This window comes from Streptomyces sp. NPDC055140 (genome assembly GCF_053607285.1).
The window spans coordinates 31,706-51,680 of sequence record NZ_JBSGTG010000004.1; the positions used below are offsets into that span (position 1 = coordinate 31,706).

Here is a 19,975-nt window from a genome sequence, read left to right on the forward strand (position 1 = left end):
CGTCGAATTACCGATGGGGCCCCGCGGGGTTTATATCCCGGGCATCCGTACGGATTATGGGATTCCTGTTCCGGTCGCCGGACACCAGGAGCGCGCCACAGCCAGAAAGCGCTTGCCGATCATGACGGCCGGACGCGGAAACGCCGAGTGCCCCGGAGGCTTGAAGCCTCCGGGGCACTCGGTCCGGGGTGGGCGATACTGGGTTCGAACCAGTGACCTCTTCGGTGTGAACGAAGCGCTCTCCCACTGAGCTAATCGCCCGGGCGCAGAGAGAACATTACCGCATGTCAGCAGGTGCTCCGGCCAGCCCTGACACCCCCGGCGCGACCCTCGCGGACCACCCCGCTCACTCCTTGATCTTCCACGGCATCTCGAAGCCGAACTTCCACACGTAGATCGCCACGAGCACCGCGATGATCACCACGCCGACCGACGTCAGGATGATGTTCCGCCGGCGCACCGCGGGGTCGAGCGCGCGCTGCGTGGCCTCGGTGACCTTGCGCTTCGTCCAGCGAAGCACGAGCTGCGCCCAGACGAACTCGGTCGCCCAGATCGCCATGCCGCCGAAGATCACCAGCCAGCCCGGGCCCGGCAGCGGCAGCATGATCACGCCCGCCACCACCACCGCGAGCCCGATCACGAAGACGCCGACCTGCCAGCTCAGATGCAGGGCTCTGCGGGCCTTGATGAACTCCGGCGCCCGCGAGCCGAGCTCCGGCTCGGCCTTCGCCCCGTCCCCCGTCGTCGCGGCCACGGATTCAGACTCGGCCGCCTCGTCACTCCCCGTATTCATACAACCAAACCTACCCGACGGAATCCCGTCACCGGAATGGACGCTCCGGACCGAGAAACACTCCGCCGTCCGAGCTACCTAAAGGCACTCAAAACACTCAGAGGGGTTTACAACGGCACCGTAGGTGGCATGTCGATTTCGCCGACGTGCGAATCCCCGAGCGCACACTGAGCGAAAGGCCCTGGCGCTTATGAACACCACGGTCAGCTGCGAGCTGCACCTGCGCCTCGTTGTGTCGAGCGAGTCCTCACTGCCTGTACCCGCAGGACTGCGGTATGACACGGCCGATCCCTACGCCGTGCACGCCACCTTCCACACAGGAGCAGAAGAGACGGTCGAGTGGGTGTTCGCCCGCGATCTGCTCGCCGAGGGCCTACACCGGCCCACCGGCACCGGCGACGTCCGAGTCTGGCCATCCCGTAGTCACGGCCAAGGCGTCGTCTGCATCGCTCTGAGTTCCCCTGAGGGCGAGGCCCTGCTCGAAGCCCCTGCGAGGGCGCTGGAGTCGTTCCTGAAGAGGACCGACGCGGCCGTGCCACCCGGCACGGAACACCGCCACTTCGATCTCGACACGGAGCTCTCACACATCCTGGCCGAAAGCTAAGGCCTGGAGCCGACGCCGGCGCACCGCCGGAGTCACGCACCGCGAGAGCCGCTCGATGCCGTCCACTCGGGGAGACGGACCGAGCCACAACAACTGCATACGGCATACACCGACGCCGCCGCCGTGGGGGAACCCACGGCGGCGGCGTCGGCGCGTCCATGGGCCGGCGGCCAGGCGCCACACGGCCGGGCGGACCTATAACATCGGCCAGCATCGGCGGGCACAGGCCCGACCCCCAGGCCAGGGAGCAAATCGTGCTGATCACCCACGACACCCGGTGCGCCCTCGACACCGTGGTCGATCTGGTGAACACCGCACCGGACGACGAGCAGGCCGTCGACGGGCTGGCCGATGTGGCAGCCCTGGGCGAATTCGTACGAAGGAACGACATCAGTGACGTCGGGGCGCTCACGGAGCGTGACCTCGACGGGGTGCAGCACGTGAGGGGACGGTTCGCCGCCGTGTTCGCGGCACCCGATCCGCACGCCGCTGCCTCGCTCATCAACGAACTGGTCGCCGCCGCGGGCACCACGCCGCGCCTGACGGACCACGACGGTTACGACTGGCACGTGCACTACTTCGCGCCCGGCGCGTCCGTGGCCGACCACCTGGCGGCCGACTGCGGGATGGCGCTCGCCTTCTTCGTGGTCGCCGGGGAGCAGGAGCGGCTGCTGCGGTGCGAGGCCCCGGACTGCCGGCGTGCCTTCGTGGACCTCTCCCGTAACCGGTCCCGCAGGTACTGCGACAGCCGCACCTGTGGAAACCGCTTGCACGTGGCGGCGTACCGGGCGCGCCGCAAGGAGGCGGCGGGCTGACCGGCCTGGGGCCTCACAGCAGGAACAGATCGTGCAGCGAAGCCAGGAGCAGCAGACAGCCGATCACCGCCAGAAAGATCATCAAGGGCGGCTGTGACAGTGCGAAGAGGCAGCCTCGGCGTTCGTCGGCCGCGAGGGCCTCGTGTCGCTCGTCGGCCTGCGGGGCGGAACCGCCCTGTGTTGTGTCCAGCATCTCGCGGCGATGATGACGCAGCCGGTGCACCGCAGTCGATCAACACGCTCAAAAGAAGCGGGAGTTCGCCGGATCCCGTGACGTGGGTGGTACGAGGTCGACCGGGAAGAGTCCGGCGACTTCCGTTTTCCGACCGGGGTCGACCGACCGCCTGAGAGATTCCTCGGGTCAGATGCCGTGCTTCTTCAGAATCGCCTCGATGTCGCTGAAGTCCTCGGAGCCTGGCTTCGCGACAGGGCGGGCCGCCGCGGGCCGGGCGGTCTGCCCCAGCGAGGGGGCGGAGGCTGCGGGTGCCACGGCCTGGGTCTCGGCGGCGGCCTTCGCCGCCTTGCGCTCCTTACGGGTGCCACCGCTGCGGCGCTCCAGCGCGCGGGTCACCATGAACAGGAGCCAGGCGCCACCGAGCACGACGAAGCCCGCCCACGCCGTCGGGCTGAAAGCGGTGTCCGCCAGCCAGCCGACCGCGCCGGTCATCACCAGACCGATCGGCACCAGCGAATACGCCGCTATGCGCGCGGCCGCGAGGAAACGCTTCCGGTACGCGGTGACCGCGGCGATGCCCAGCCCGGCCACGGAAACGGCGGAACAGACGGTCTCGGCAATCATCCGGTCCTCCTGGCACAGGCAGCGGGCGACAGAGCATTCCGTCCTCTCCATCCTGCACCGCCCCGGGGTCCGGAAGCCACGGTCCAGCCCGACCTCAGGGACATTTCCGGGTACGGCCTCCTCCGTAGGTGCCGGTCCCGGGCTTGTCAGGGGTCCTGCCGGGGTCTGATCAGGGGTCTGCCGCAGGTACCGGTTGGGGTCCCCGGCGCCCGGCTGGAAGACTGGTCCCATGAACGACGCCTCTCCCGCCTCCGCCCCTCAGGGCCGCCCCGTCCTCGACGTCTGGTGCGAGCTCCAGTGCCCCGACTGCCGCACCGCTCTCGACGACGTGCGCGCGCTGCGGGCCCGCTACGGCGACCGCATCGACCTGCGTCTGCGGCACTTCCCGCTGGAGAAGCACAAGCACGCCTTCGCCGGCGCGCAGGCCGCGGAGGAGGCCTTCGAGCAGGGGCAGGGCTGGCCGTACGTGGAGGCGGTGCTCGGCCGGGTCGAGGAGGTCGACCGCAAGGGCGAGCCGTTCCTCGTCGAGGTCGCACGTGAACTCGGCCTGGACGCCGAGGAGTTCGACACCGCGCTCATCGACGGCCGGCACATCCTGATCGTCGACGCGGACCAGGCCGAGGGCAAGGCGATCGGCGTCACGGGCACACCCACGTACGTCATCGACGGTGAGCGGCTCGACGGCGGCAAGAGCCAGGAAGGCCTGCGCGAGCGCGTCGAGGAGATCGCCGACCGGCTGCTCGGCGCGTAGTCAGGAGCCCGCGGGCCGCTCAGAGCAGCGGCTTGTACAGGTGGAACTCGGTCGCCCGGTATCCGAGCGACTCGTACAGGCGGACGGCCGGGGTGTTGCCCGCAAAGACGTTGAGCCCCAGGCGGGCGACGCCCGCGGCGTGCGACTCGGCCTCCGCGAGGAGCATCAGCGACCGCCCGTGGCCGTGCCCGCGGTGCTCGGCCGCGACCTCGACGTCGTAGACGTAGGCGCTCTCTCCGCGCAGCGCGACCCACAGCGTGCCCACGACCGCGCCCTCCGCTTCGAGCACGCTCAGGACCGCGTCCCGTGTGGCGAGCCCTTCCGCGAGCGTCGCCGCGTGATCGGCCTCGGCCTTGGCGCGTGCCTGGGCCTCCGGGACGCCCCGCTCGACCAGGGTGCGCACGTAACCGGCCTGCGTGTGCGTCTCCCACGCGGTGAACTCGGGGCCGGTCATGCGCCGTCCCGCGCTGCCCGCCGGGAGCGTGGGGGGCTCGACGGGCAGCTCCTTCTCCATGTTCCGGTTGCGCTCGACGTAGCCGAGGGCGGTGGCCAGGGCGAGGGCACGCTCGGCCGGCGCGGGGATCGAGACCTCGATCCGGCCGCAACCCCAGCCGCGCGCCACCTCCTCGGCGGCGAGCGCGGCGACGGTGCCGCGGCCCCGCCCGCGGTCCTCCTCGTCGATCCGCAGATCACGGATCCGGGCCACCCCCTCGCCGTAGACGGGGTGGGTGCCCAGACGCAGCTGCCCGACGGGACGGCTGTTCACGCACACCTGGTAGTGGCGTGACCGCGTCCCGTCGGCATCGCGCTGAAGCGGCTCGGTCGGCCGCAGAGTGGTGGTCATCAGGGGTGTTCTACCCGCCCTGTGACCACCACGTCACCCGGATTAGGAGTCGTCCGCTCTACGGGTCGAGGTCATCCGCCGCGCGCTCGTCGAAGACGCGCATCGCCTTGGCGGTGACGGGACCGGGCGCGCCGGGAAGCTCGCGTCCGTCGACCCGGTGCACGCCCTGCACGTCGCGCAGTGTGGATGTCAGGAAGATCTCGTCGGCGCGCTCCAGGACGTCCAACGGCAGATCGGTCTCCTTGGCGCCGGTCCACTCGACGGCCAGCGCGCGGGTGATGCCCGCCAGGCAGCCGGAGGCGACCGGCGGGGTGTGGATCTCGCCGTCGAGGACGACGAAGACGTTCGACCCCGTGCCCTCGCAGAGCTGACCCACCGTGTTGGCGAACAGAGCCTCGGAAGCGCCCTGTTCGCGCGCGCGGGCGAGCGCGACGACGTTCTCCGCGTACGAGGTGGTCTTCAGGCCGGTGAGCGCGCCGCGTTCGTTGCGCGTCCACGGGACCGTGACCGTGGCGGTGGAGTCGGGGCGCCGGGCGGCCTCACCGAGGGCGACCACCAGCGTCGGCCCGTGGTCACCGCGGTCGGACCCCAGCGGGGAGAGCCCTCCGGTGTACGTGATCCGCAGCCGGCCGAGCGGCATCGGGTTGGCCTCGAGGACGGCGTCGCAGGCCCGGCGCACCTCGTCGAGGTCGGGCTCGGGCAGACCGAGACCGCGCGCGGAGCGGGCGAGCCGGTCCAGGTGGCGGGTCAGCGCGAACGGCTTCCCGTCGACCGACTTCACGGTCTCGAAAATGCCGTCGCCCACGGTCAGGCCGTGGTCGAACACCGAGACACGGGCGGCCTCGGGGTCCTGCAGTATGCCGTCGAGCCAGATCTTCACGTAGGGATCCCTCCACTTTCCTGGTACGTACCCGACGCTACCGCTAGCAGCCGAGAAGCCTTCAGTTCTGTCTCCCGCCACTCACCTTCGGGGTCGGATCCCCACGTGATTCCGGCGCCGGTGCCGAACCGCAGGACGCCCTCGGCCCGGTCGGCCCAGAACGTGCGGATGCCGACGGCCAGCTCGCCGGTGCCCCGGTCGGCGTCGACCCAGCCGATGCCGCCGCAGTACGGACCGCGGGGCGCCGTCTCCAGGGCCTCGATGACGCGCAGGGCGCTGGACTTGGGCGCTCCGGTGACCGAGCCGGGCGGGAACGCGGCGTCGAGCAGGTCACGCCAGCCCGCGCCGTCGCGTAGTTCACCGCGGACGGTGGAGACAAGGTGGACGAGGCCCGGGTGCTTCTCGACGACGCACAGCTCCGGGACGGTCACGGAACCGGTCGCGCAGACGCGTCCGAGATCGTTGCGGACCAGGTCCACGATCATCACGTTCTCCGCGTAGTCCTTCTCCAGGAGGTCCGCCTCGGTGCGGCCCGTGCCCTTGATCGGCCCGGACTCGACGGTCCGCCCGGTGCGGCTCAGGAAGAGCTCGGGGGACGCGGTGGCTATCTCCACCCCGTGCTCGGGAAGGCGGATGGTCCCCGCGTAGGGAGCCGGGTTGCCGCGCGCGAGGAGCGCTGTGAGGGCGTCCACGTCCGCTCGCGGGGGCAGAGGCGCGGACAGGACGCGGCAGAGGTTGGCCTGGTAGACGTCGCCGGCCGCGATGCGGGTGCGGATCGTGCGGACACCCTCGGTGTACGCGGCCCGGTCGAGGGACGACGTCCAGTCACCGGCCGCGGGCCCCTGCCAGGCCCCGGGGACCGGGGCGGGCACGGGCTCCTCCCGTACGAAGTCGAAGCGGGCACACACAAGACGGCCCTCGAAGTCCGCGGACACGGCCCAGAAGCCGGCGGAGTCCAGGGCCTCGGGATCGCTGGTCACGTCGCGCAACTCGGTCGCTACGAGACCGCCGAAGCGGGCCAGAGGGGGCAGGTCGTGAGGGAGGTCGCGCACGTCTTCGAGTCTATGGCGGGTGTCCCCCGCGTGACCTGGGGTGGTCGCACCGCAGCACGCTGCGCAAACGCGTTTTTGTACTGGCCCAGGAATCCGCTAGAGTTCAACACGTCGCCGGGACGCGCAAGCGAAACGGAAACGACAAGCGGACGTAGCTCAGTTGGTAGAGCGCAACCTTGCCAAGGTTGAGGTCGCCAGTTCGAACCTGGTCGTCCGCTCAGGAAGTGGGGGATCTTCCCGAACCCCCACACTCCTGGTGGAGTGGCCGAGAGGCGAGGCAACGGCCTGCAAAGCCGTCTACACGGGTTCAAATCCCGTCTCCACCTCCAAGGACGATTAGCTCAGCGGGAGAGCGCTTCCCTGACACGGAAGAGGTCACTGGTTCAATCCCAGTATCGTCCACTGGATCATCGCGAAGGTCATCTTCCCGAGGGTCCGAAACCCCGCGCGATTAGCTCAGCGGGAGAGCGCTTCCCTGACACGGAAGAGGTCACTGGTTCAATCCCAGTATCGCGCACGCAGTACCACTTACGGGTCCTGATACAGTCTGGTCCGTCCCGCGCGATTAGCTCAGCGGGAGAGCGCTTCCCTGACACGGAAGAGGTCACTGGTTCAATCCCAGTATCGCGCACACTCAAGAAGCCCCCAGCCTTTCGGCCGGGGGCTTCTTCATGTGCGGGGCGGCTCAGGAGGAGAAGAGCATCCGGCCGAAGCCGCCCTTGTGGTGACCGTGGTGACCGTGGTGACCGCCGTGGTGCGGGGCACCCCAGGCCGGGGCGGGGGCCGACGGGTAAGCCTGCGGGGCCGGAGGCACCGGCGGCACCTGCTGCTGCCACTGGGACTCGAGGCGCGTCAGGGACTCCAGCTCGCCGTAGTCGAGGAATATCCCCCGGCAGCCGCTGCACTGCTCGATCTGGACGCCATTGCGGTTGTACGTGTGCATCGGTGCATGACACTTGGGGCACTGCATGGTCGGCTCAACTCCTCGCCGTTCGGCACTTCTTCGCCGGAACACTTCCCGGCACCGGTCCGTTGCACCCTACTTCGCCACGCCGTGTGCCAACTCGGCCGGTACCACTGCCATTCGGTCACAGGCGTCGACCAATGCCTCCTCTGCCTCGTCGAGCGCCCGACCGGCCGCGACGGCCTTGGCCACGGCGAGCGCCGCGGTCTGGACGGTGAGGGCGCGGGCCGGGGCGTCGAGAACGGGCCACGGGTCACCCTGGAGCGACGCAGCGCCGCCCGCCTCCTGGTACGCGGTGAGGAACCTCGTCCACTCCTGTGCCGGAAGCAGGCCGCACGCGAACCACGCGGCGGGGCGGGCGAGGTCCCAGGCCGGGTCTCCGGTGCCGAGGTCGTCGACGTCGATCAGGAGCCAGGGGCCGGTGCCGGCGGGGCGGCGGACGAGCTGGCCGAGGTGCAGGTCGCCGTGGCACAGGGCGGACGCGTGCCGGGCGGGGGTCTCGGCGCGGGCCCAGGGCGGCAGGCCCGACCAGGCGCGCAGGATCGGGGCGGACGCCGGGTGAGGGCCGGCGGCCAGGAGCCGCGCGACGGCGAGGGCCGCCTTGGCCGGGCCGCGCATCGGCGGTAGCGGGCCCGGGAGTTCCGCCGTGGGCGCCGCGTGGAGGCGGGCCAGGAGCGTGGCCGCGTCCTCCCACGGCGCGCGTTCGGGGGCGTCGGGGTCCACGGGGCTGCCGTGCGGCCAGAACGTGACGAGCCGGTCGTGCAGATCCGCCGCGACCGGTGTGAGGGGCGGCAGCAGGATGTCGGGGAGTGCCGCCGCCGCGGCGAGGCGGGCGTTGAGCTCGGCGGGATCCGTGCCCGGGGCGTGGGCCTTGGCGACGATGTCTCCGTGACGCACGACCGTGCCGTCCGCCCGGTCGGCGAGTACGGCTTCTGTGGCCGGGCAGGCGCAGGGCCCCTGGCTGCTGCGGTGCGCCGTGCCGCGTGCCGTGGCGGTGAGTGCGGGCAGCAGGAAGGGTGCGGTCATCGGTGTTTCCCCCCGGATGGTGTCGTTACGAGCGTACGCAGAAACCGACAATGGGGCTTACGGGTGCGCGGGCAGAACAATGGCCGCGCAGCTCCCCAGCTGCGCGGCCATCATGTGCCGTCCGCCGCACCCCCGTCCCCACGGGGTTTCATGGCCGGATGTCCCCGCCCGGACCGCTCTTCCGGGCCTGGGGCGCCGCTCAGCGCCCCAGCATCACGCCCACGGACGACGCTTGTGTGACCACTGCGTCCCAGCCGCCGAAGACGACTACGAGCAGGGCCGCCAGGGGAAGAACCATGGCCGTCGCCACCAAGGGGTGACGGCGCTCGGAACGACGGCCGCCGAACGCGGCGAATGCCCTGCGTCCCTGCGTGCGGACCATAGTCCGCGGTGCCGTGTACGCCATGGTTCCTCTCCCGGTCAAGATCTTCGGTTTGGCAGCGGCGGGTACCTGACCTCGGGGGACGAGTGCTTGCACCCGCCGCTTGACCTCAAATCTAGGCGTGTCAGGAGCCACGGTCGTCATGCCCTCGTACCGATTGCCGGGCCTCCCGGAGGATGACCGCCGCTCCCTCGCCTACTCCCCTGGGTGGAGAAGGAGACCTAGGTCTCGGGCTAGGCCTCGGGGTCTTCCCGGAGGGGACGCGCGGCGCGGGCCGCCGCTTCCGAGGGCTCCTCCCTGGGTACCGGCTGCTCGACCAGGGCGAGTACCCGGGTCGCCATGAAACGTGCCGTACGGACGACAGTGCCGGAGCGGGTGACTTCGCTCACTTCCACCACGCCCCTGCGGACCGCTGTCTCGACCCGGCGGCCCGCCCGGCTCGCCACCACCTCGTACGTGCGCGTCGTGTCCCCCGCGTCCACGACTATCTCCACTCGGTCACCCTTCACAGGCCCAATCCCCCTTCTACGACGGATGGTTGGCGATCATGGCAGGCGCGGGCCGCACCGCTCACGCTTTCCCTGACCACCTCTCAAGTTTCCCACCGGGCACTGACAATCGATCGGATCGCGAGGGCGCGGCCTATGCGCGCACCCGGCCGTGGAAACGTAAGCTGTCGCTCGTCAAACGGACCGGGCAGCGGGGATGGACATGGCGATGATGCGCCTGAGGCGCGAGGACCCGCGTGTCGTCGGCTCGTTCAGGATTCACCGGCGGCTCGGCGCGGGCGGGATGGGCGTCGTCTATCTGGGCTCCGACCGCCGTGGCCAGCGGGTCGCGCTGAAGGTGATCCGGCCCGATCTCGCGGAGGACCAGGAGTTCAGGTCGCGCTTCGCGCGCGAGGTCTCCGCGGCCCGCAGGATCAGGGGCGGCTGCACGGCCCGCCTGGTCGCGGCCGATCTCGACACCGACAAGCCGTGGTTCGCCACCCAGTACGTCCCCGGGCCCTCGCTGCACGACAAGGTCGCCGAAGAGGGTCCGCTGGCCGCCTCCGACGTGGCCGCGGTCGGTGCGGCGCTGTCCGAGGGGCTCGTCGCCGTGCACGAGGCGGGCGTCGTGCACCGCGACCTCAAGCCGTCGAACATCCTGCTGTCGCCCAAGGGCCCGCGCATCATCGACTTCGGCATCGCCTGGGCGACCGGCGCCTCCACGCTCACCCACGTCGGTACGGCCGTCGGCTCCCCCGGGTTCCTCGCCCCTGAGCAGGTGCGGGGCGCCGCCGTCACGCCCGCCACGGACGTCTTCGCGCTCGGCGCCACCCTCGCGTACGCGGCGATGGCCGACTCGCCCTTCGGGCACGGCAGTTCCGAAGTGATGCTGTACCGGGTCGTGCACGAGGAGGCCCAGCTGCACGGCGTACCGGACGCCCTGTCCCCGCTGATCCGGGCCTGCCTCGCCAAGGACCCCGAGGAGCGGCCCAGCACGCTCCAACTGTCGCTGCGGCTCAAGGAGATCGCGGCCCGCGAGGCGCAGGGCCTCGGCGACGCCAGGCCGCCCGCCCCGCGCGGGGACACCGACCGGCCCACGGGCCGGCTCGCCGAGCAGTACGCGGAGCAGCGCACGCAGCGCCGCGCTCCGCAGGGCACTCCCCCGCCGCGGCCGAGCAACGGTTCCTCACGGACCGGCGGCAGCACACGGCCGGGCGCGCCCCGCAACACGACGCGTTCGGGCTCGCGCCCCGCGCCCCGCAGCAACGGCGGGCGGCAGGGGCCACGTACGACGGGGACCGGGAAGCGTCGGCCCGCCAATCCGCGGCTGCTGCGCCAGCGGCTCTTCGTGTTCGTGGTGGTGACGCTGCTCGTGGCGCTCGGGATCGCGGCGGCGCAGGGCTGCCAGGGGCCGTCGCGCGGGCTCGGTGAGCCGCGCGACGGCGTGCACGCGCAGGAGACGTTGCCCCGCCCCTACCTCTGAGGTCCGGTCAGGACCGGGGGCGGCCGGTGGCCACCGCGTAGAACGCGACCGCGGCCGCCGCTCCCACGTTGAGCGAGTCGACGCCGTGGGCCATCGGGATGCGCACCCATTCGTCGGCGGCGACCAGGGCCTGGGTGGAGAGGCCGTCGCCCTCGGCGCCGAGCATCAGGGCCACGCGGTCCATCTTGTGCGGGGCCGCCTCGTCGAGGCTCTTCGCCTTCTCGTCGGGGGTGAGCGCGAGCAGGCTGAAGCCCGCCTCGCGTACCGACTCCAGGGACTTGGGCCAGGATTCGAGGCGTGCGTACGGGACCGAGAAGACGGCGCCCATGGAGACCTTCACCGAGCGGCGGTAGAGCGGGTCGGCGCAGTCCGGGGAGAGCAGGACCGCGTCCATGCCGAGCGCGGCCGCGCTGCGGAAGATGGCGCCGATGTTCGTGTGGTCGTTCACCGCTTCCATGACGACGACGCGGCGCTGCGTGGCGAGGAGTTCGTCGGCGGTCGGGAGCGGCTTGCGCTGCATCGAGGCGAGGGCACCGCGGTGCACGTGGTAGCCGGTGACGCGCTCGGCGAGGTCCGGGCTCACGGCGTAGACCGGGGCCGGGACCTCGTCGATGACGTCGCGCATGACGTCGACCCACTTGGCTGAGAGCAGCATGGAGCGCATCTCGTACCCGGCCTGCTTGGCCCGTCTGATCACCTTCTCGCCCTCGGCGATGAAGAGGCCCTCGGCGGGCTCGCGCCTGCGGCGGAGCTCTACGTCGGTCAGGCCCGTGTAGTCGCGCAGGCGCGGGTCGTCGGGATCTTCGATGGTGATGAGACCTTGAGCTTCAGCCACAGGTTGATACTGCCTTGTCCTGGGTGCGGTGCCAACGGCTCGGAGCGAGTTCTGTTACCGCTGGTTACGTGTGGGGGTTCGTGACGGGTCACGCGGTGTGCCGCGGGCCCACCGCGACGACGTCGCCGATGACGATGACGGCCGGGGGCCGCACCTCGTGGGCGCGGACGGCTTCCTCGACCGTCTCCAGGGTCGCGTCCACGCGGCGCTGGGCGGCCGTGGTGCCCTCCTGGACCAGGGCGACCGGCGTCTGCGCGGACTTGCCGTGCGCGATGAGGGTCTCGGCGATCCTGCCGATCTTGTCGACGCCCATGAGGACGACGAGGGTGCCGCGCAGCTTGGCTAGTGCGGGCCAGTCGACGAGCGAGCGCTCGTCGTCGGGCGCGACATGGCCGCTGACCACGGTGAACTCATGGGCGACGCCGCGGTGGGTGACCGGGATACCGGCCGCGCCGGGGACGGAGATCGAGCTGGAGATGCCGGGGACGACCGTGTACGGAATGCCCTCGGCCTCCAGCGCGATGGCCTCCTCCATGCCGCGGCCGAAGACGTACGGGTCGCCGCCCTTGAGTCGTACGACGGCCTTGCCCTGCTTGGCGTGCTCGACGAGCGCGTTGTTGATGGCCTCCTGGGCCATGTACCGGCCGTACGGGATCTTCGCCGCGTCGATCACCTCGACGTGCGGCGGGAGTTCGTCGAGCAGGTCGCGGGGGCCGAGCCGGTCCGCGATGACGACGTCGGCCTCGGCGAGGAGACGGCGGCCGCGGACGGTGATCAGGTCGGGGTCGCCGGGGCCGCCGCCGACCAGGGAGACGCCGGTGGTTCGGGTGCGGTGGTGCGGGGCGACGAGCGTGCCGTCGCGCAGGCCCTCGACGATCGCGTCGCGCACGGCCGCCGTGTGGCGGGGGTCGCGGCCGGCGACGTCGGTGGTCAGGACGGCGACCGTGACACCCTCGGAACGGCCGGTGGCCGGCGTCCAGGCGGTGGCCGCGTCGGCGTCGTCGGAGCGGACGCACCAGACACGGTGGCGCTCGGCCTCGGCGGAGGCCGCCTCGTTCGCGGTGCGGTCGCCGGTGGCGATGAGGGCGTACCAGGCGTCGGCCAGGTCCCCGTCCGCGTACGGGCGCCGCGACCAGGTGAGTTCACCGCCGTCCGCCATGGCCTCCACCGAGGGCGTCGCGGTGGGCGAGACCAGGTGGATGTCGGCGCCCGCCGCGATGAGGGCCGGGAGGCGGCGCTGGGCGACCTGGCCGCCGCCGAGTACGACTACGCGGCGGCCGGTGAGACGGAGGCCTACGGGGTACGCGGGGTGTTCTGCGGCCATGGGCGTGCGGCTCCTCGTGCGGGTGGCGCGTGTGACGGGTGATGCCTGTACGAGGCTCGCTTCGGCGCTGGAGCGGGCCTTTGACGTGCGGGTTCAGCGTACGGGGCGGGCGGGACCCGTGTCCCGGCCCGCCCCTGTGGCGGTGAGGGCTGCCGCCCTCGGCCCTGCTACTTCTCCGTGACGCCCGCCGAGTCGAACGTCGCCACCTCGTGCATGGCACGGGCCGCGCTCTGGACGATCGGCAGGGCGAGGAGTGCTCCCGTGCCCTCGCCGAGGCGGAGGTCCAGGTCGATCAGGGGGCGCAGGCCCAGCTTGTTCAGGGCCGCCACATGGCCGGGCTCCGCGCTGCGGTGGCCCGCGATGCAGGCCGCGAGGACCTCGGGGGCGACGGCGCGGGCGACCAGGGCGGCCGCTCCGGCGCTGACGCCGTCCAGGATCACCGGGGTGCGCAGCGACGCGCCGCCCAGGAGAAGACCGACCATCGCCGCGTGCTCCAGGCCGCCGACCGCGGCGAGGACGCCGATCGGGTCGGCCGGATCCGGCTGGTGGAGGTCGAGCGCGCGGCGGACGACCTCGACCTTGCGGGCGTGGGTCTCGTCGTTGATGCCCGTGCCGCGACCGGTCACCTCGGACGGGTCGACGCCCGTGTAGACCGAGATCAGGGCGGCCGACGCCGTGGTGTTGGCGATGCCCATCTCGCCGGTGAGGAGCGCCTTGTTGCCGGCCGCGACGAGGTCGCGGGCCGTCTCGATGCCGACCTCGATGGCCGCCTTGACGTCCTCACGGCTCAGGGCGGGCCCGGTGGTCATGTCGGCGGTGCCGGCGCGGACCTTGCGGGGCAGCAGGCCCGGGGTCGCCGGGAGCTCGCTCGCCACGCCCACGTCGATGACGCAGACCTCGGCACCGACCTGGTTCGCAAACGCGTTGCAGACCGCGCCGCCGCCCAGGAAGTTGGCGACCATCTGGGCCGTGACCTCCTGCGGCCACGGGGTGACGCCCTGGGCGTGCACGCCGTGGTCGCCCGCGAAGATCGCGACGGCCGCGGGCTCGGGGATCGGGGGCGGGCACATCCGGGACAGACCGGAGAGCTGGGCCGAGATGATCTCCAGCATGCCGAGCGCGCCGGCCGGCTTCGTCATCCGCTTCTGCCGCTCCCACGCCTCTCCGAGCGCCTTGGCGTCCAGCGGGCGGATGTTGGAGACGGTCTCGGCGAGCAGGTCGTGCGGGTCCTCGCCGGGCAGGGCGCGGCGGCCGTACGTCTCCTCGTGGACGACCCAGGACAGCGGGCGGCGCTTGGACCAGCCGGCCTGCATCAGCTCGGGCTCGTCCGGGAACTCGTCGACGTAGCCCACGCAGAGGTACGCGACGACCTCGAGGTGGTCGGGCAGGCCGAGGGTGCGGACCATCTCGCGCTCGTCGAAGAAGCTGACCCAGCCGACGCCGAGACCCTCGGCGCGGGCCGCGAGCCACAGGTTCTCGACGGCGAGCGCGGAGGAGTACGGGGCCATCTGCGGCTGTGTGTGGCGGCCGAGGGTGTGGCGGCCGCCGCGCGTCGGGTCGGCGGTGACGACGATGTTCACCGGGGTGTCGAGGATGGCCTCGATCTTCAGTTCCTTGAACTGCTTCGCGCGGCCCTTGGGCAGGGACTTGGCGTACGCGTCCTTCTGGCGCATGGCGAGTTCGTGCATCGTGCGCCGGGTCTCCGCGGAGCGGATGACGACGAAGTCCCAGGGCTGCGAGTGGCCGACGGAAGGCGCCGTGTGGGCGGCCTCCAGGACACGGAGCAGCACGTCGTGCGGGATCGGGTCGCTGCGGAAGCCGTTACGGATGTCGCGGCGCTCGCGCATGACGCGCAGGACGGCCTCGCGCTCGGCCTCGTCGTAGCCGGGAGCGGCCGGGCCCGCGAGGTCGTCGGCCGGGGCCGGCAGCGTCTCGGGGGTCGCGTCCGCCACGTCCTGGGGGGCGGGGTCGGCCTCGCGGGGGGCGGGGACGAGGGTCTCCGGCTCAGCCTCCACGAGCACCTGCTCCGTCTCCGCGACGGGCTCGGCGGCCTCGGGAGCGGACTCCGGCTCCACTTCGGCCGGGACGGGGGTCTCGGCGACGGCGTCGGGGAGGACGGGAGAGGCCTCGGCGGGCGCCTCGAACGCCTCAGGCGCCTCGAACGCCCCGGCGGTCCCGGAGAGCTCAGCCGCCTCGGGGATCTCAGCGGCCTGGGGAAGCTCAAGGGCTTCGTGCGTCGCCTGCGGCTCGTTCGTCGCGTGCGCTTCGTTCATCGCGTGCGCTTCGTTCATCGCGTGCGCCGCGTCGTCGACCGCGTGCGCTTCGTGTGTCTCGGATACCACGTGGACTTCGTGTGCTTCTTGCGCTTGGGGGACCTGGTCCGCGTCGGGTGTTTGGGGGCCCTCGTCGATGAGGACGGGAGCCGGGGCGGCGGGCGCCACCGGTTCGGGCAACTCGGCCGCGGGCTCGGGCAGCGGCGGCACGACCATGTGCTGCGGCGGCGTCGGCGCCAGGTGCGGCGTGGTGGGGATCATCCCCTCGACGGGCACGAACTGGCCGAGCGGCTGCGCCGCCTGGTCCGTCGGACCCTCGGCGGGAGCCTGCGGGAAGTGCTGGCCCTGAACCGCCTCGGGCGCCATGGCGAACTGGCCGGAGTGCGGGCCGACGGGCAGCTCACCGGGGTGCGCGGCCATCTGCTGATGCCCTGCGTAGGCGGCCACCGGCTCGGACTGCACCGCGAACTGCGCGTCCTCGGGGCCCTGCGCGACCGGCGCGAACTGCACACCGTTCGGAGCGGAGGAGTAGTCGACGGCGTACTCGGCCGGCGCGGCCTGCTCCTCGGCGAACAGGACACCGTCGGGAGCCGCCGCGTACACCGGCACCGCCTCGGGGACGGCGAACTCCGGGGCCACCGTGCCCTCCGGCGTCTGCTCAGCCTGCGCGGCGTGCGGGTCCCGCAGGTCCTGCGGATGATGCGGCGCCTGGGCGAACACGGGGGCGTCGCCGACGGTCTGCTGCGTCGGGGCGGCCGGTGCGACGGGAGTGGCGTCCGGCACGACCGTTTCTGCTGCGGCCTCCGGTGCGAGCTCCTGTGCGACCTCTGCGGCGGGCGCCTCGAAGCCCTGCTGCGGCGCCTGCGCGCCCCAGGGAGCGGCGCCCTGCGGCGGGATCTCACCGAGCTGCGGCACCGGGGCGCCCGTCGCGTCGCGCGGGATGTCGAGGTACTCGGGCTCCGTGGTGGACGGGGCCGCCTGACGTACCGGCATGGGGTTCGGCGGTGTGTGCGCGGGGCCGCGGTCGGCGAGCGAACGGACGGGGCTGCCCGTGCCGTCCGGCACGGGCGGGCCCATGTGCAGCGGGCGACGCGCGGGCCCGGGGTGCGGGGCGGGCGAGGGCCCCGGCACTCGGACGCCGTTCAGGTCGACCTGGCCGCTGTCCCGGCCCGCCGTCTCGTGCGGGCCCGGCTCGTGCGGGGCGGGCATCGGGGCGGCCTGCGGCTCGCCCCAGGCGCCCTGCGAACCCGGCATCAGCAGCAGATCGTCGTCTTCGGTGGGGGTTTCGGAGGGGTCGAGGAAGGTGTACGCACCCGGGGCGGGGACGCCCGGCTGTTCCACCGTGCCTGCGTTCTCCGGCAGCCCCTCGCCCGGAACCTGGCCGGTGTCGGTCATGCGTACCCCTCGCCCATCGGTTAGTGCTTCTTCGGCAGCCCCCGGCCGTCGGCCGGGGATGCGACCCCAGTGACCGGAGCGGCGCACCGACCGCCCGTCATGAAGAACGAGCGTGAGTGCCGTGCGGCACGAGCCGGCTGAGGACAACAGGTATTGTCCCGGTCGGCCGGCTGCCACCGCACCTGGATCGGGCACGGCCCGCTGTGGACTGCGCCACGTTGCGCATCCTCCGGTCCTGCCGTACCACACGCACCCCAAAAGTGGCGCGTTTTCCGGACATTGACCGACGGAAAGCCGGACGTCCAGGTGCAGTACAACGATCGGCCAGCCTACCGCGCGCCCCGGAGCGACGGGGTCACGGGTTGCGGTCGGGCAACTCCCCGGAGAGCAGGAACCCCACGGTTCGCTCCTTCTCGGTCCAGGCGCGAGTGTCCAGCTCGACGGACTGCAGGAGCGAACACTCGACCCGGTAGCCGTGCTCCGTCAGGTCCCTGCCGATGAGTTCGGCGGCATCGCGTGTCGCGGCGTGCGTCACGATGCGTTCGGGACGCCGGTCGGCGACGGCGGAGACGACGGCCGCTCCCCCGCCCCCGATGCGTACGACGTCGGGTTCGGGCAGGTCTTCGAGGATGTGGGGCGCCGTGCCGTGCACGATCTGCGGCTGCACTCCGAAGCGGCGGGCAGTGGCGAGGGTGCGGGCACAGGCGTCGGGATCGCGGTCGACGGCGATGACGGCGGCGCCGAAGCGGGCGGCCTCCGCGGTGAAGGCTCCGCTGCCGCAGCCGATGTCCCAGACGAGGTCGCCCACGCGCGGTCCGGTGCGGGCGAGTTGGGCGGCGCGCAGGGGCTCGGTCTCGCCCTCGCCGAGGCGGCCGCCGTACTCGGCGGCGGGCAGTGCCCAGCCGCGCGGGATGGCCGAGGGGGCGCCTCCGGCGAGCCAGGCACTGTCGTCGGACGGGGCGGTCGGGCCGCCGATGACGATGACGACGTTCGGGTCGCGCCAGGTGTGGTCGGCGGCATTGTCGCTGGTCACAACGGTGACCTGCTCGCGGTCGGTGCCGAGTTCCTCGCAGATGACGAAGGTGCGGTGGACGCCTTCGAGGAGCAGTCCGAGTTCGGCGGGGCCCGCTCCGGGCGAGGTGAGAACGGCGACCTTGGGGTGGGCGCGGCAGACGTTGACGGCGCGGCGCAGGGTGCGGCGGTGGGCGACGACGACCTGGGCGTCGTCCCAGGGCATGCCGGCGCGGGCGAAGGCCTGGGCCACGGAGGAGACGGCGGGGACCACTTCGACCTCGAGGCCGAACTCGGGCGCGCGCAGGGTGCGTACGACTCCGAAGAAGCCGGGGTCTCCGTCGGCGAGGACGACGGCGGTGCCGCGGTGGGCGGCGATGCGGCGGGCGGCGAGCGAAACGCTGCCGAGCCTGATCCGCTCGGCGCGGCCCTGGACCTCGGGAAGGGCGAGGTGGTGGCCCGCGCCCGCCACGAGGGTGGCGGCGCCGAGGGCGGAGCGTGCCGCCGCGGTCAGGGGCGAGCCGTCCCAGCCGATCACCGTGACCCGGTCGGCCATCGTCGTCAGTCTCCTGGGGGTTCTCGCGGGTCGAACGGGCTCGGTGAGCGTACCTGGTGTACCTGGGTGCGACCTTTGGGGTCAGTTCCAGTCCGAGAAGGCCGTGTATCCCCCGGTCTCGGCGAACTCGTCGGAGACGCCGTCGAGGTCCTCGGGCAGCAGGCTCCACACGATGAAGTCGGTCCGCAGGTCCTCCCAGCCGCCGTCCTCGGTACGGGTACGCGCTATGCACGCGTTGCGCAGGACGCCCTCGCTGATGCAGCCGATCTTCTGGGCGACCTGCTGGGAGGCGGTGTTGTCGGCCGCGGTGCGCAGCTCCAGGCGCTCCAGGCCCTGCTCACGGAAGAGCCAGCGGGCGGTGGCGAGCGCCGCCTCGGACGCGTAACCCTCGCCGCGGGCCCAGGGCGCGATGATGTACGACAGCTCCGTGGAGCCCACGTGCCAGTTCGTCTTGCTGAGCTGGACGATGCCGACCAGGCGCTGGGTGAGGAACTCGGTGACGGCCAGGTCGAGGCCGCGGCCCGCGATGCGCTCGGTGGGGGCGTACTGGGCGATCCAGGTGCGGGCCTGGTCCTCACCGAAGGGCTGGGGCACCGAGGTCCAGGCGGCGACCATCTCGTCGTTCATCATCTCGGCGAGAGCGGGGGCGTCGTCCTCCTCGAGGGCGCGCAGGACCAGCCGCTCCGTGCTGATGGAGATGTCCGGGAAGCCCCGAGTACCAGTAGTCATGGCGCCGCTCCGTAACCTTCATGGCCTGGTGAAGTGCCCAGCATGCAGCATGAAGGCACGTAACTGCACCACGGGGTCCTCTCCCGGTGCGGAAGAGGACCCCGTGAAGGTGCGGTGCTTGCGGGTGGTGTCAGCCGGCGGTGACCGGAAGCACCGAGCCCTGGTACTTGTCCTCGATGAACTTCTTCACCTCGGGCGAAGTCAGCAGCGTGGCAAGCTTCTTGACCCTGGGGTCGTCCTCGTTGCCCTTCTTGACGGCGAGGACGTTGTTGTACGGGTTGCCCTTCACGGACTCCACGAGGATGGCGTCCTTCTTCGGGCTCAAGTTCGCGTCGAGCGCGAAGTTGTTGTTGATGACGGCCGCGTCGACGTCGCCCAACGAGCGGGGCAGCTGGGCCGGTTCGAGCTCCTTGAAGACGAGCTTCTTCGGGTTGGACGCGATGTCCTGCGGGCTCGCGTTGGCGCCGGCGCCCTTCTTGAGCCCGATGACGCCCTTGGAGGCCAGGAGTTCGAGCGCCCTGCCCTCGTTGGTGGTGTCGTTCGGCAGTGCCACCGTCGCCCCGTTACGGAGCTCGGTGACGTCGTCGACCTTCTTGGAGTAGACCCCCATGGGCGGCAGGTACACCTCGGCGACCGCGCTCAGGGTGGTGCCCTTGGACTTGTTGAAGTCGTCCAGGTAGGGCTTGTGCTGGTACAGGTTGGCGTCGAGGGTGCCGTCCTGGAGGGCGGTGTCCGGCAGGACGTAGTCCGTGAACTCCTTGATCTCCAGGTCGAGTCCGGCCTTCTTCGCCAGGTGTTGCTGTACGTACGTGAGGACTTCGCCGGCCGGCGTCGGGGTGGCGCCGACGACGAGCTTGCCGCTCCTGTCGCCGGAGCCGGACCCCGAGTCGCCGGACCCGCAGGCCGTCAGGCCGAGCGCGAGGGCTCCGGCGATGACGGCTGCGGGAATCGTGACGGTGCGCATCGCGGCG

At 71.8% G+C, this 19,975-nt stretch carries 20 protein-coding genes and 6 tRNA genes; 9 read left to right on the forward strand and 17 right to left on the reverse strand.

Features of this window, described 5'->3' with window-relative positions; genetic code table 11:
- Positions 1-189: 189 nt before the first annotated feature.
- Positions 190-261, reverse strand: a tRNA-Val gene (locus ACWFR4_RS10235).
- A gap of 85 nt (positions 262-346) precedes the next feature.
- Positions 347-793 carry a TIGR02611 family protein gene (locus ACWFR4_RS10240; protein WP_453469834.1) on the reverse strand — a complete coding sequence of 149 codons (447 nt, stop codon included), beginning with the start codon at positions 791-793 and terminating at the stop codon, positions 347-349.
- A gap of 190 nt (positions 794-983) precedes the next feature.
- Between ACWFR4_RS10240 and ACWFR4_RS10245 the strand changes: the two genes are divergently transcribed.
- Together ACWFR4_RS10245 and ACWFR4_RS10250 are read left to right on the forward strand one after the other, a co-directional pair.
- Entirely contained in the window at positions 984-1,397 is a 414-nt protein-coding gene (locus ACWFR4_RS10245) for an SsgA family sporulation/cell division regulator (RefSeq protein ID WP_003959770.1), read from the forward strand.
- 254 nt (positions 1,398-1,651) lie between these two features.
- Positions 1,652-2,212: a CGNR zinc finger domain-containing protein gene (locus ACWFR4_RS10250; protein WP_453651887.1), complete on the forward strand. Its 561-nt coding sequence runs from the start codon at positions 1,652-1,654 to the stop codon at positions 2,210-2,212.
- A gap of 13 nt (positions 2,213-2,225) precedes the next feature.
- Here the strand turns inward: ACWFR4_RS10250 and ACWFR4_RS10255 are convergent, their stop codons facing one another.
- Together ACWFR4_RS10255 and ACWFR4_RS10260 are read right to left on the reverse strand one after the other, a co-directional pair.
- On the reverse strand, positions 2,226-2,405 hold the full coding sequence (locus ACWFR4_RS10255; protein WP_453468651.1) for a hypothetical protein: 180 nt from the start codon (positions 2,403-2,405) through the stop codon (positions 2,226-2,228).
- 168 nt (positions 2,406-2,573) lie between these two features.
- Entirely contained in the window at positions 2,574-3,011 is a 438-nt protein-coding gene (locus ACWFR4_RS10260) for a hypothetical protein (RefSeq protein ID WP_453468650.1), read from the reverse strand.
- A gap of 229 nt (positions 3,012-3,240) precedes the next feature.
- On the opposite strand from ACWFR4_RS10260, the gene ACWFR4_RS10265 reads away from it, so the two are divergent.
- Complete coding sequence (locus ACWFR4_RS10265; protein ID WP_453468649.1) at positions 3,241-3,762, forward strand: DsbA family protein; 522 nt, start codon at positions 3,241-3,243, stop codon at positions 3,760-3,762.
- Positions 3,763-3,781: 19 nt separating this feature from the next.
- Here ACWFR4_RS10265 and ACWFR4_RS10270 read toward each other — a convergent pair whose 3' ends face one another.
- Genes ACWFR4_RS10270 through ACWFR4_RS10280 form a run of 3 tightly spaced genes read right to left on the reverse strand, consistent with a single transcriptional unit; the run spans position 3,782 to position 6,538 of the window.
- Positions 3,782-4,606 (reverse strand): GNAT family N-acetyltransferase, encoded by an 825-nt coding sequence (locus tag ACWFR4_RS10270; protein WP_453468648.1) that lies wholly within the window; start codon positions 4,604-4,606, stop codon positions 3,782-3,784.
- Between the two features lie 58 nt (positions 4,607-4,664).
- Positions 4,665-5,486: an aminotransferase class IV gene (locus tag ACWFR4_RS10275; RefSeq protein WP_453651889.1), complete on the reverse strand. Its 822-nt coding sequence runs from the start codon at positions 5,484-5,486 to the stop codon at positions 4,665-4,667.
- The gene (locus tag ACWFR4_RS10280; RefSeq protein WP_453651891.1) at positions 5,483-6,538 is read right to left on the reverse strand and encodes a chorismate-binding protein; all 1,056 of its coding nucleotides are present in this window, start codon (positions 6,536-6,538) and stop codon (positions 5,483-5,485) included. Before ACWFR4_RS10280 ends, ACWFR4_RS10275 begins: the two co-directional genes overlap by 4 nt.
- A gap of 145 nt (positions 6,539-6,683) precedes the next feature.
- On the opposite strand from ACWFR4_RS10280, the gene ACWFR4_RS10285 reads away from it, so the two are divergent.
- From ACWFR4_RS10285 to ACWFR4_RS10305, 5 genes are all read left to right on the forward strand, one after another.
- Positions 6,684-6,756: transfer RNA gene (locus ACWFR4_RS10285), tRNA-Gly, on the forward strand.
- Between the two features lie 37 nt (positions 6,757-6,793).
- A tRNA-Cys gene (locus ACWFR4_RS10290) sits at positions 6,794-6,867 on the forward strand.
- A 1-nt stretch (position 6,868) separates the two neighbouring features.
- Positions 6,869-6,940 (forward strand) — tRNA-Val (locus ACWFR4_RS10295).
- Positions 6,941-6,983: 43 nt separating this feature from the next.
- Positions 6,984-7,055 (forward strand) — tRNA-Val (locus ACWFR4_RS10300).
- 42 nt (positions 7,056-7,097) lie between these two features.
- Positions 7,098-7,169, forward strand: a tRNA-Val gene (locus ACWFR4_RS10305).
- 54 nt (positions 7,170-7,223) lie between these two features.
- Here the strand turns inward: ACWFR4_RS10305 and ACWFR4_RS10310 are convergent.
- From ACWFR4_RS10310 to ACWFR4_RS10325, 4 genes are all read right to left on the reverse strand, one after another.
- Entirely contained in the window at positions 7,224-7,508 is a 285-nt protein-coding gene (locus ACWFR4_RS10310; protein WP_453468645.1) for a TFIIB-type zinc ribbon-containing protein, read from the reverse strand.
- 69 nt (positions 7,509-7,577) lie between these two features.
- Positions 7,578-8,528, reverse strand: a complete 951-nt coding sequence (locus ACWFR4_RS10315; protein WP_453468644.1) for a phosphotransferase family protein — start codon at positions 8,526-8,528, stop codon at positions 7,578-7,580.
- A gap of 199 nt (positions 8,529-8,727) precedes the next feature.
- Complete coding sequence (locus ACWFR4_RS10320; protein WP_453469595.1) at positions 8,728-8,934, reverse strand: hypothetical protein; 207 nt, start codon at positions 8,932-8,934, stop codon at positions 8,728-8,730.
- A gap of 209 nt (positions 8,935-9,143) precedes the next feature.
- The gene (locus ACWFR4_RS10325; protein ID WP_453469594.1) at positions 9,144-9,419 is read right to left on the reverse strand and encodes a hypothetical protein; all 276 of its coding nucleotides are present in this window, start codon (positions 9,417-9,419) and stop codon (positions 9,144-9,146) included.
- A gap of 196 nt (positions 9,420-9,615) precedes the next feature.
- On the opposite strand from ACWFR4_RS10325, the gene ACWFR4_RS10330 reads away from it, so the two are divergent.
- A complete protein-coding gene (locus ACWFR4_RS10330) occupies positions 9,616-10,881 on the forward strand; it encodes a serine/threonine-protein kinase (RefSeq protein ID WP_453651893.1) in 1,266 nt (421 codons plus the stop codon).
- A gap of 7 nt (positions 10,882-10,888) precedes the next feature.
- Here the strand turns inward: ACWFR4_RS10330 and ACWFR4_RS10335 are convergent, their stop codons facing one another.
- The 6 genes from ACWFR4_RS10335 to ACWFR4_RS10360 form a co-directional block, all read right to left on the reverse strand.
- Positions 10,889-11,716 carry a TrmH family RNA methyltransferase gene (locus tag ACWFR4_RS10335; protein ID WP_453460373.1) on the reverse strand — a complete coding sequence of 276 codons (828 nt, stop codon included), beginning with the start codon at positions 11,714-11,716 and terminating at the stop codon, positions 10,889-10,891.
- An 88-nt stretch (positions 11,717-11,804) separates the two neighbouring features.
- Positions 11,805-13,040 carry a uroporphyrinogen-III C-methyltransferase gene (gene cobA / locus ACWFR4_RS10340; protein WP_453651895.1) on the reverse strand — a complete coding sequence of 412 codons (1,236 nt, stop codon included), beginning with the start codon at positions 13,038-13,040 and terminating at the stop codon, positions 11,805-11,807.
- Positions 13,041-13,207: 167 nt separating this feature from the next.
- On the reverse strand, positions 13,208-16,708 hold the full coding sequence (gene cobT / locus ACWFR4_RS10345) for a nicotinate-nucleotide--dimethylbenzimidazole phosphoribosyltransferase (protein WP_453651897.1): 3,501 nt from the start codon (positions 16,706-16,708) through the stop codon (positions 13,208-13,210).
- Positions 16,709-17,063: 355 nt separating this feature from the next.
- Complete coding sequence (cbiE, locus tag ACWFR4_RS10350; protein WP_453460381.1) at positions 17,064-18,275, reverse strand: precorrin-6y C5,15-methyltransferase (decarboxylating) subunit CbiE; 1,212 nt, start codon at positions 18,273-18,275, stop codon at positions 17,064-17,066.
- Between the two features lie 81 nt (positions 18,276-18,356).
- Positions 18,357-19,004 (reverse strand): GNAT family N-acetyltransferase, encoded by a 648-nt coding sequence (locus ACWFR4_RS10355; RefSeq protein ID WP_453651899.1) that lies wholly within the window; start codon positions 19,002-19,004, stop codon positions 18,357-18,359.
- A 130-nt stretch (positions 19,005-19,134) separates the two neighbouring features.
- Positions 19,135-19,968, reverse strand: coding sequence for a MetQ/NlpA family ABC transporter substrate-binding protein (locus ACWFR4_RS10360; RefSeq protein WP_453651901.1), 834 nt, complete (start codon positions 19,966-19,968; stop codon positions 19,135-19,137).
- Positions 19,969-19,975 lie beyond the last annotated feature (7 nt).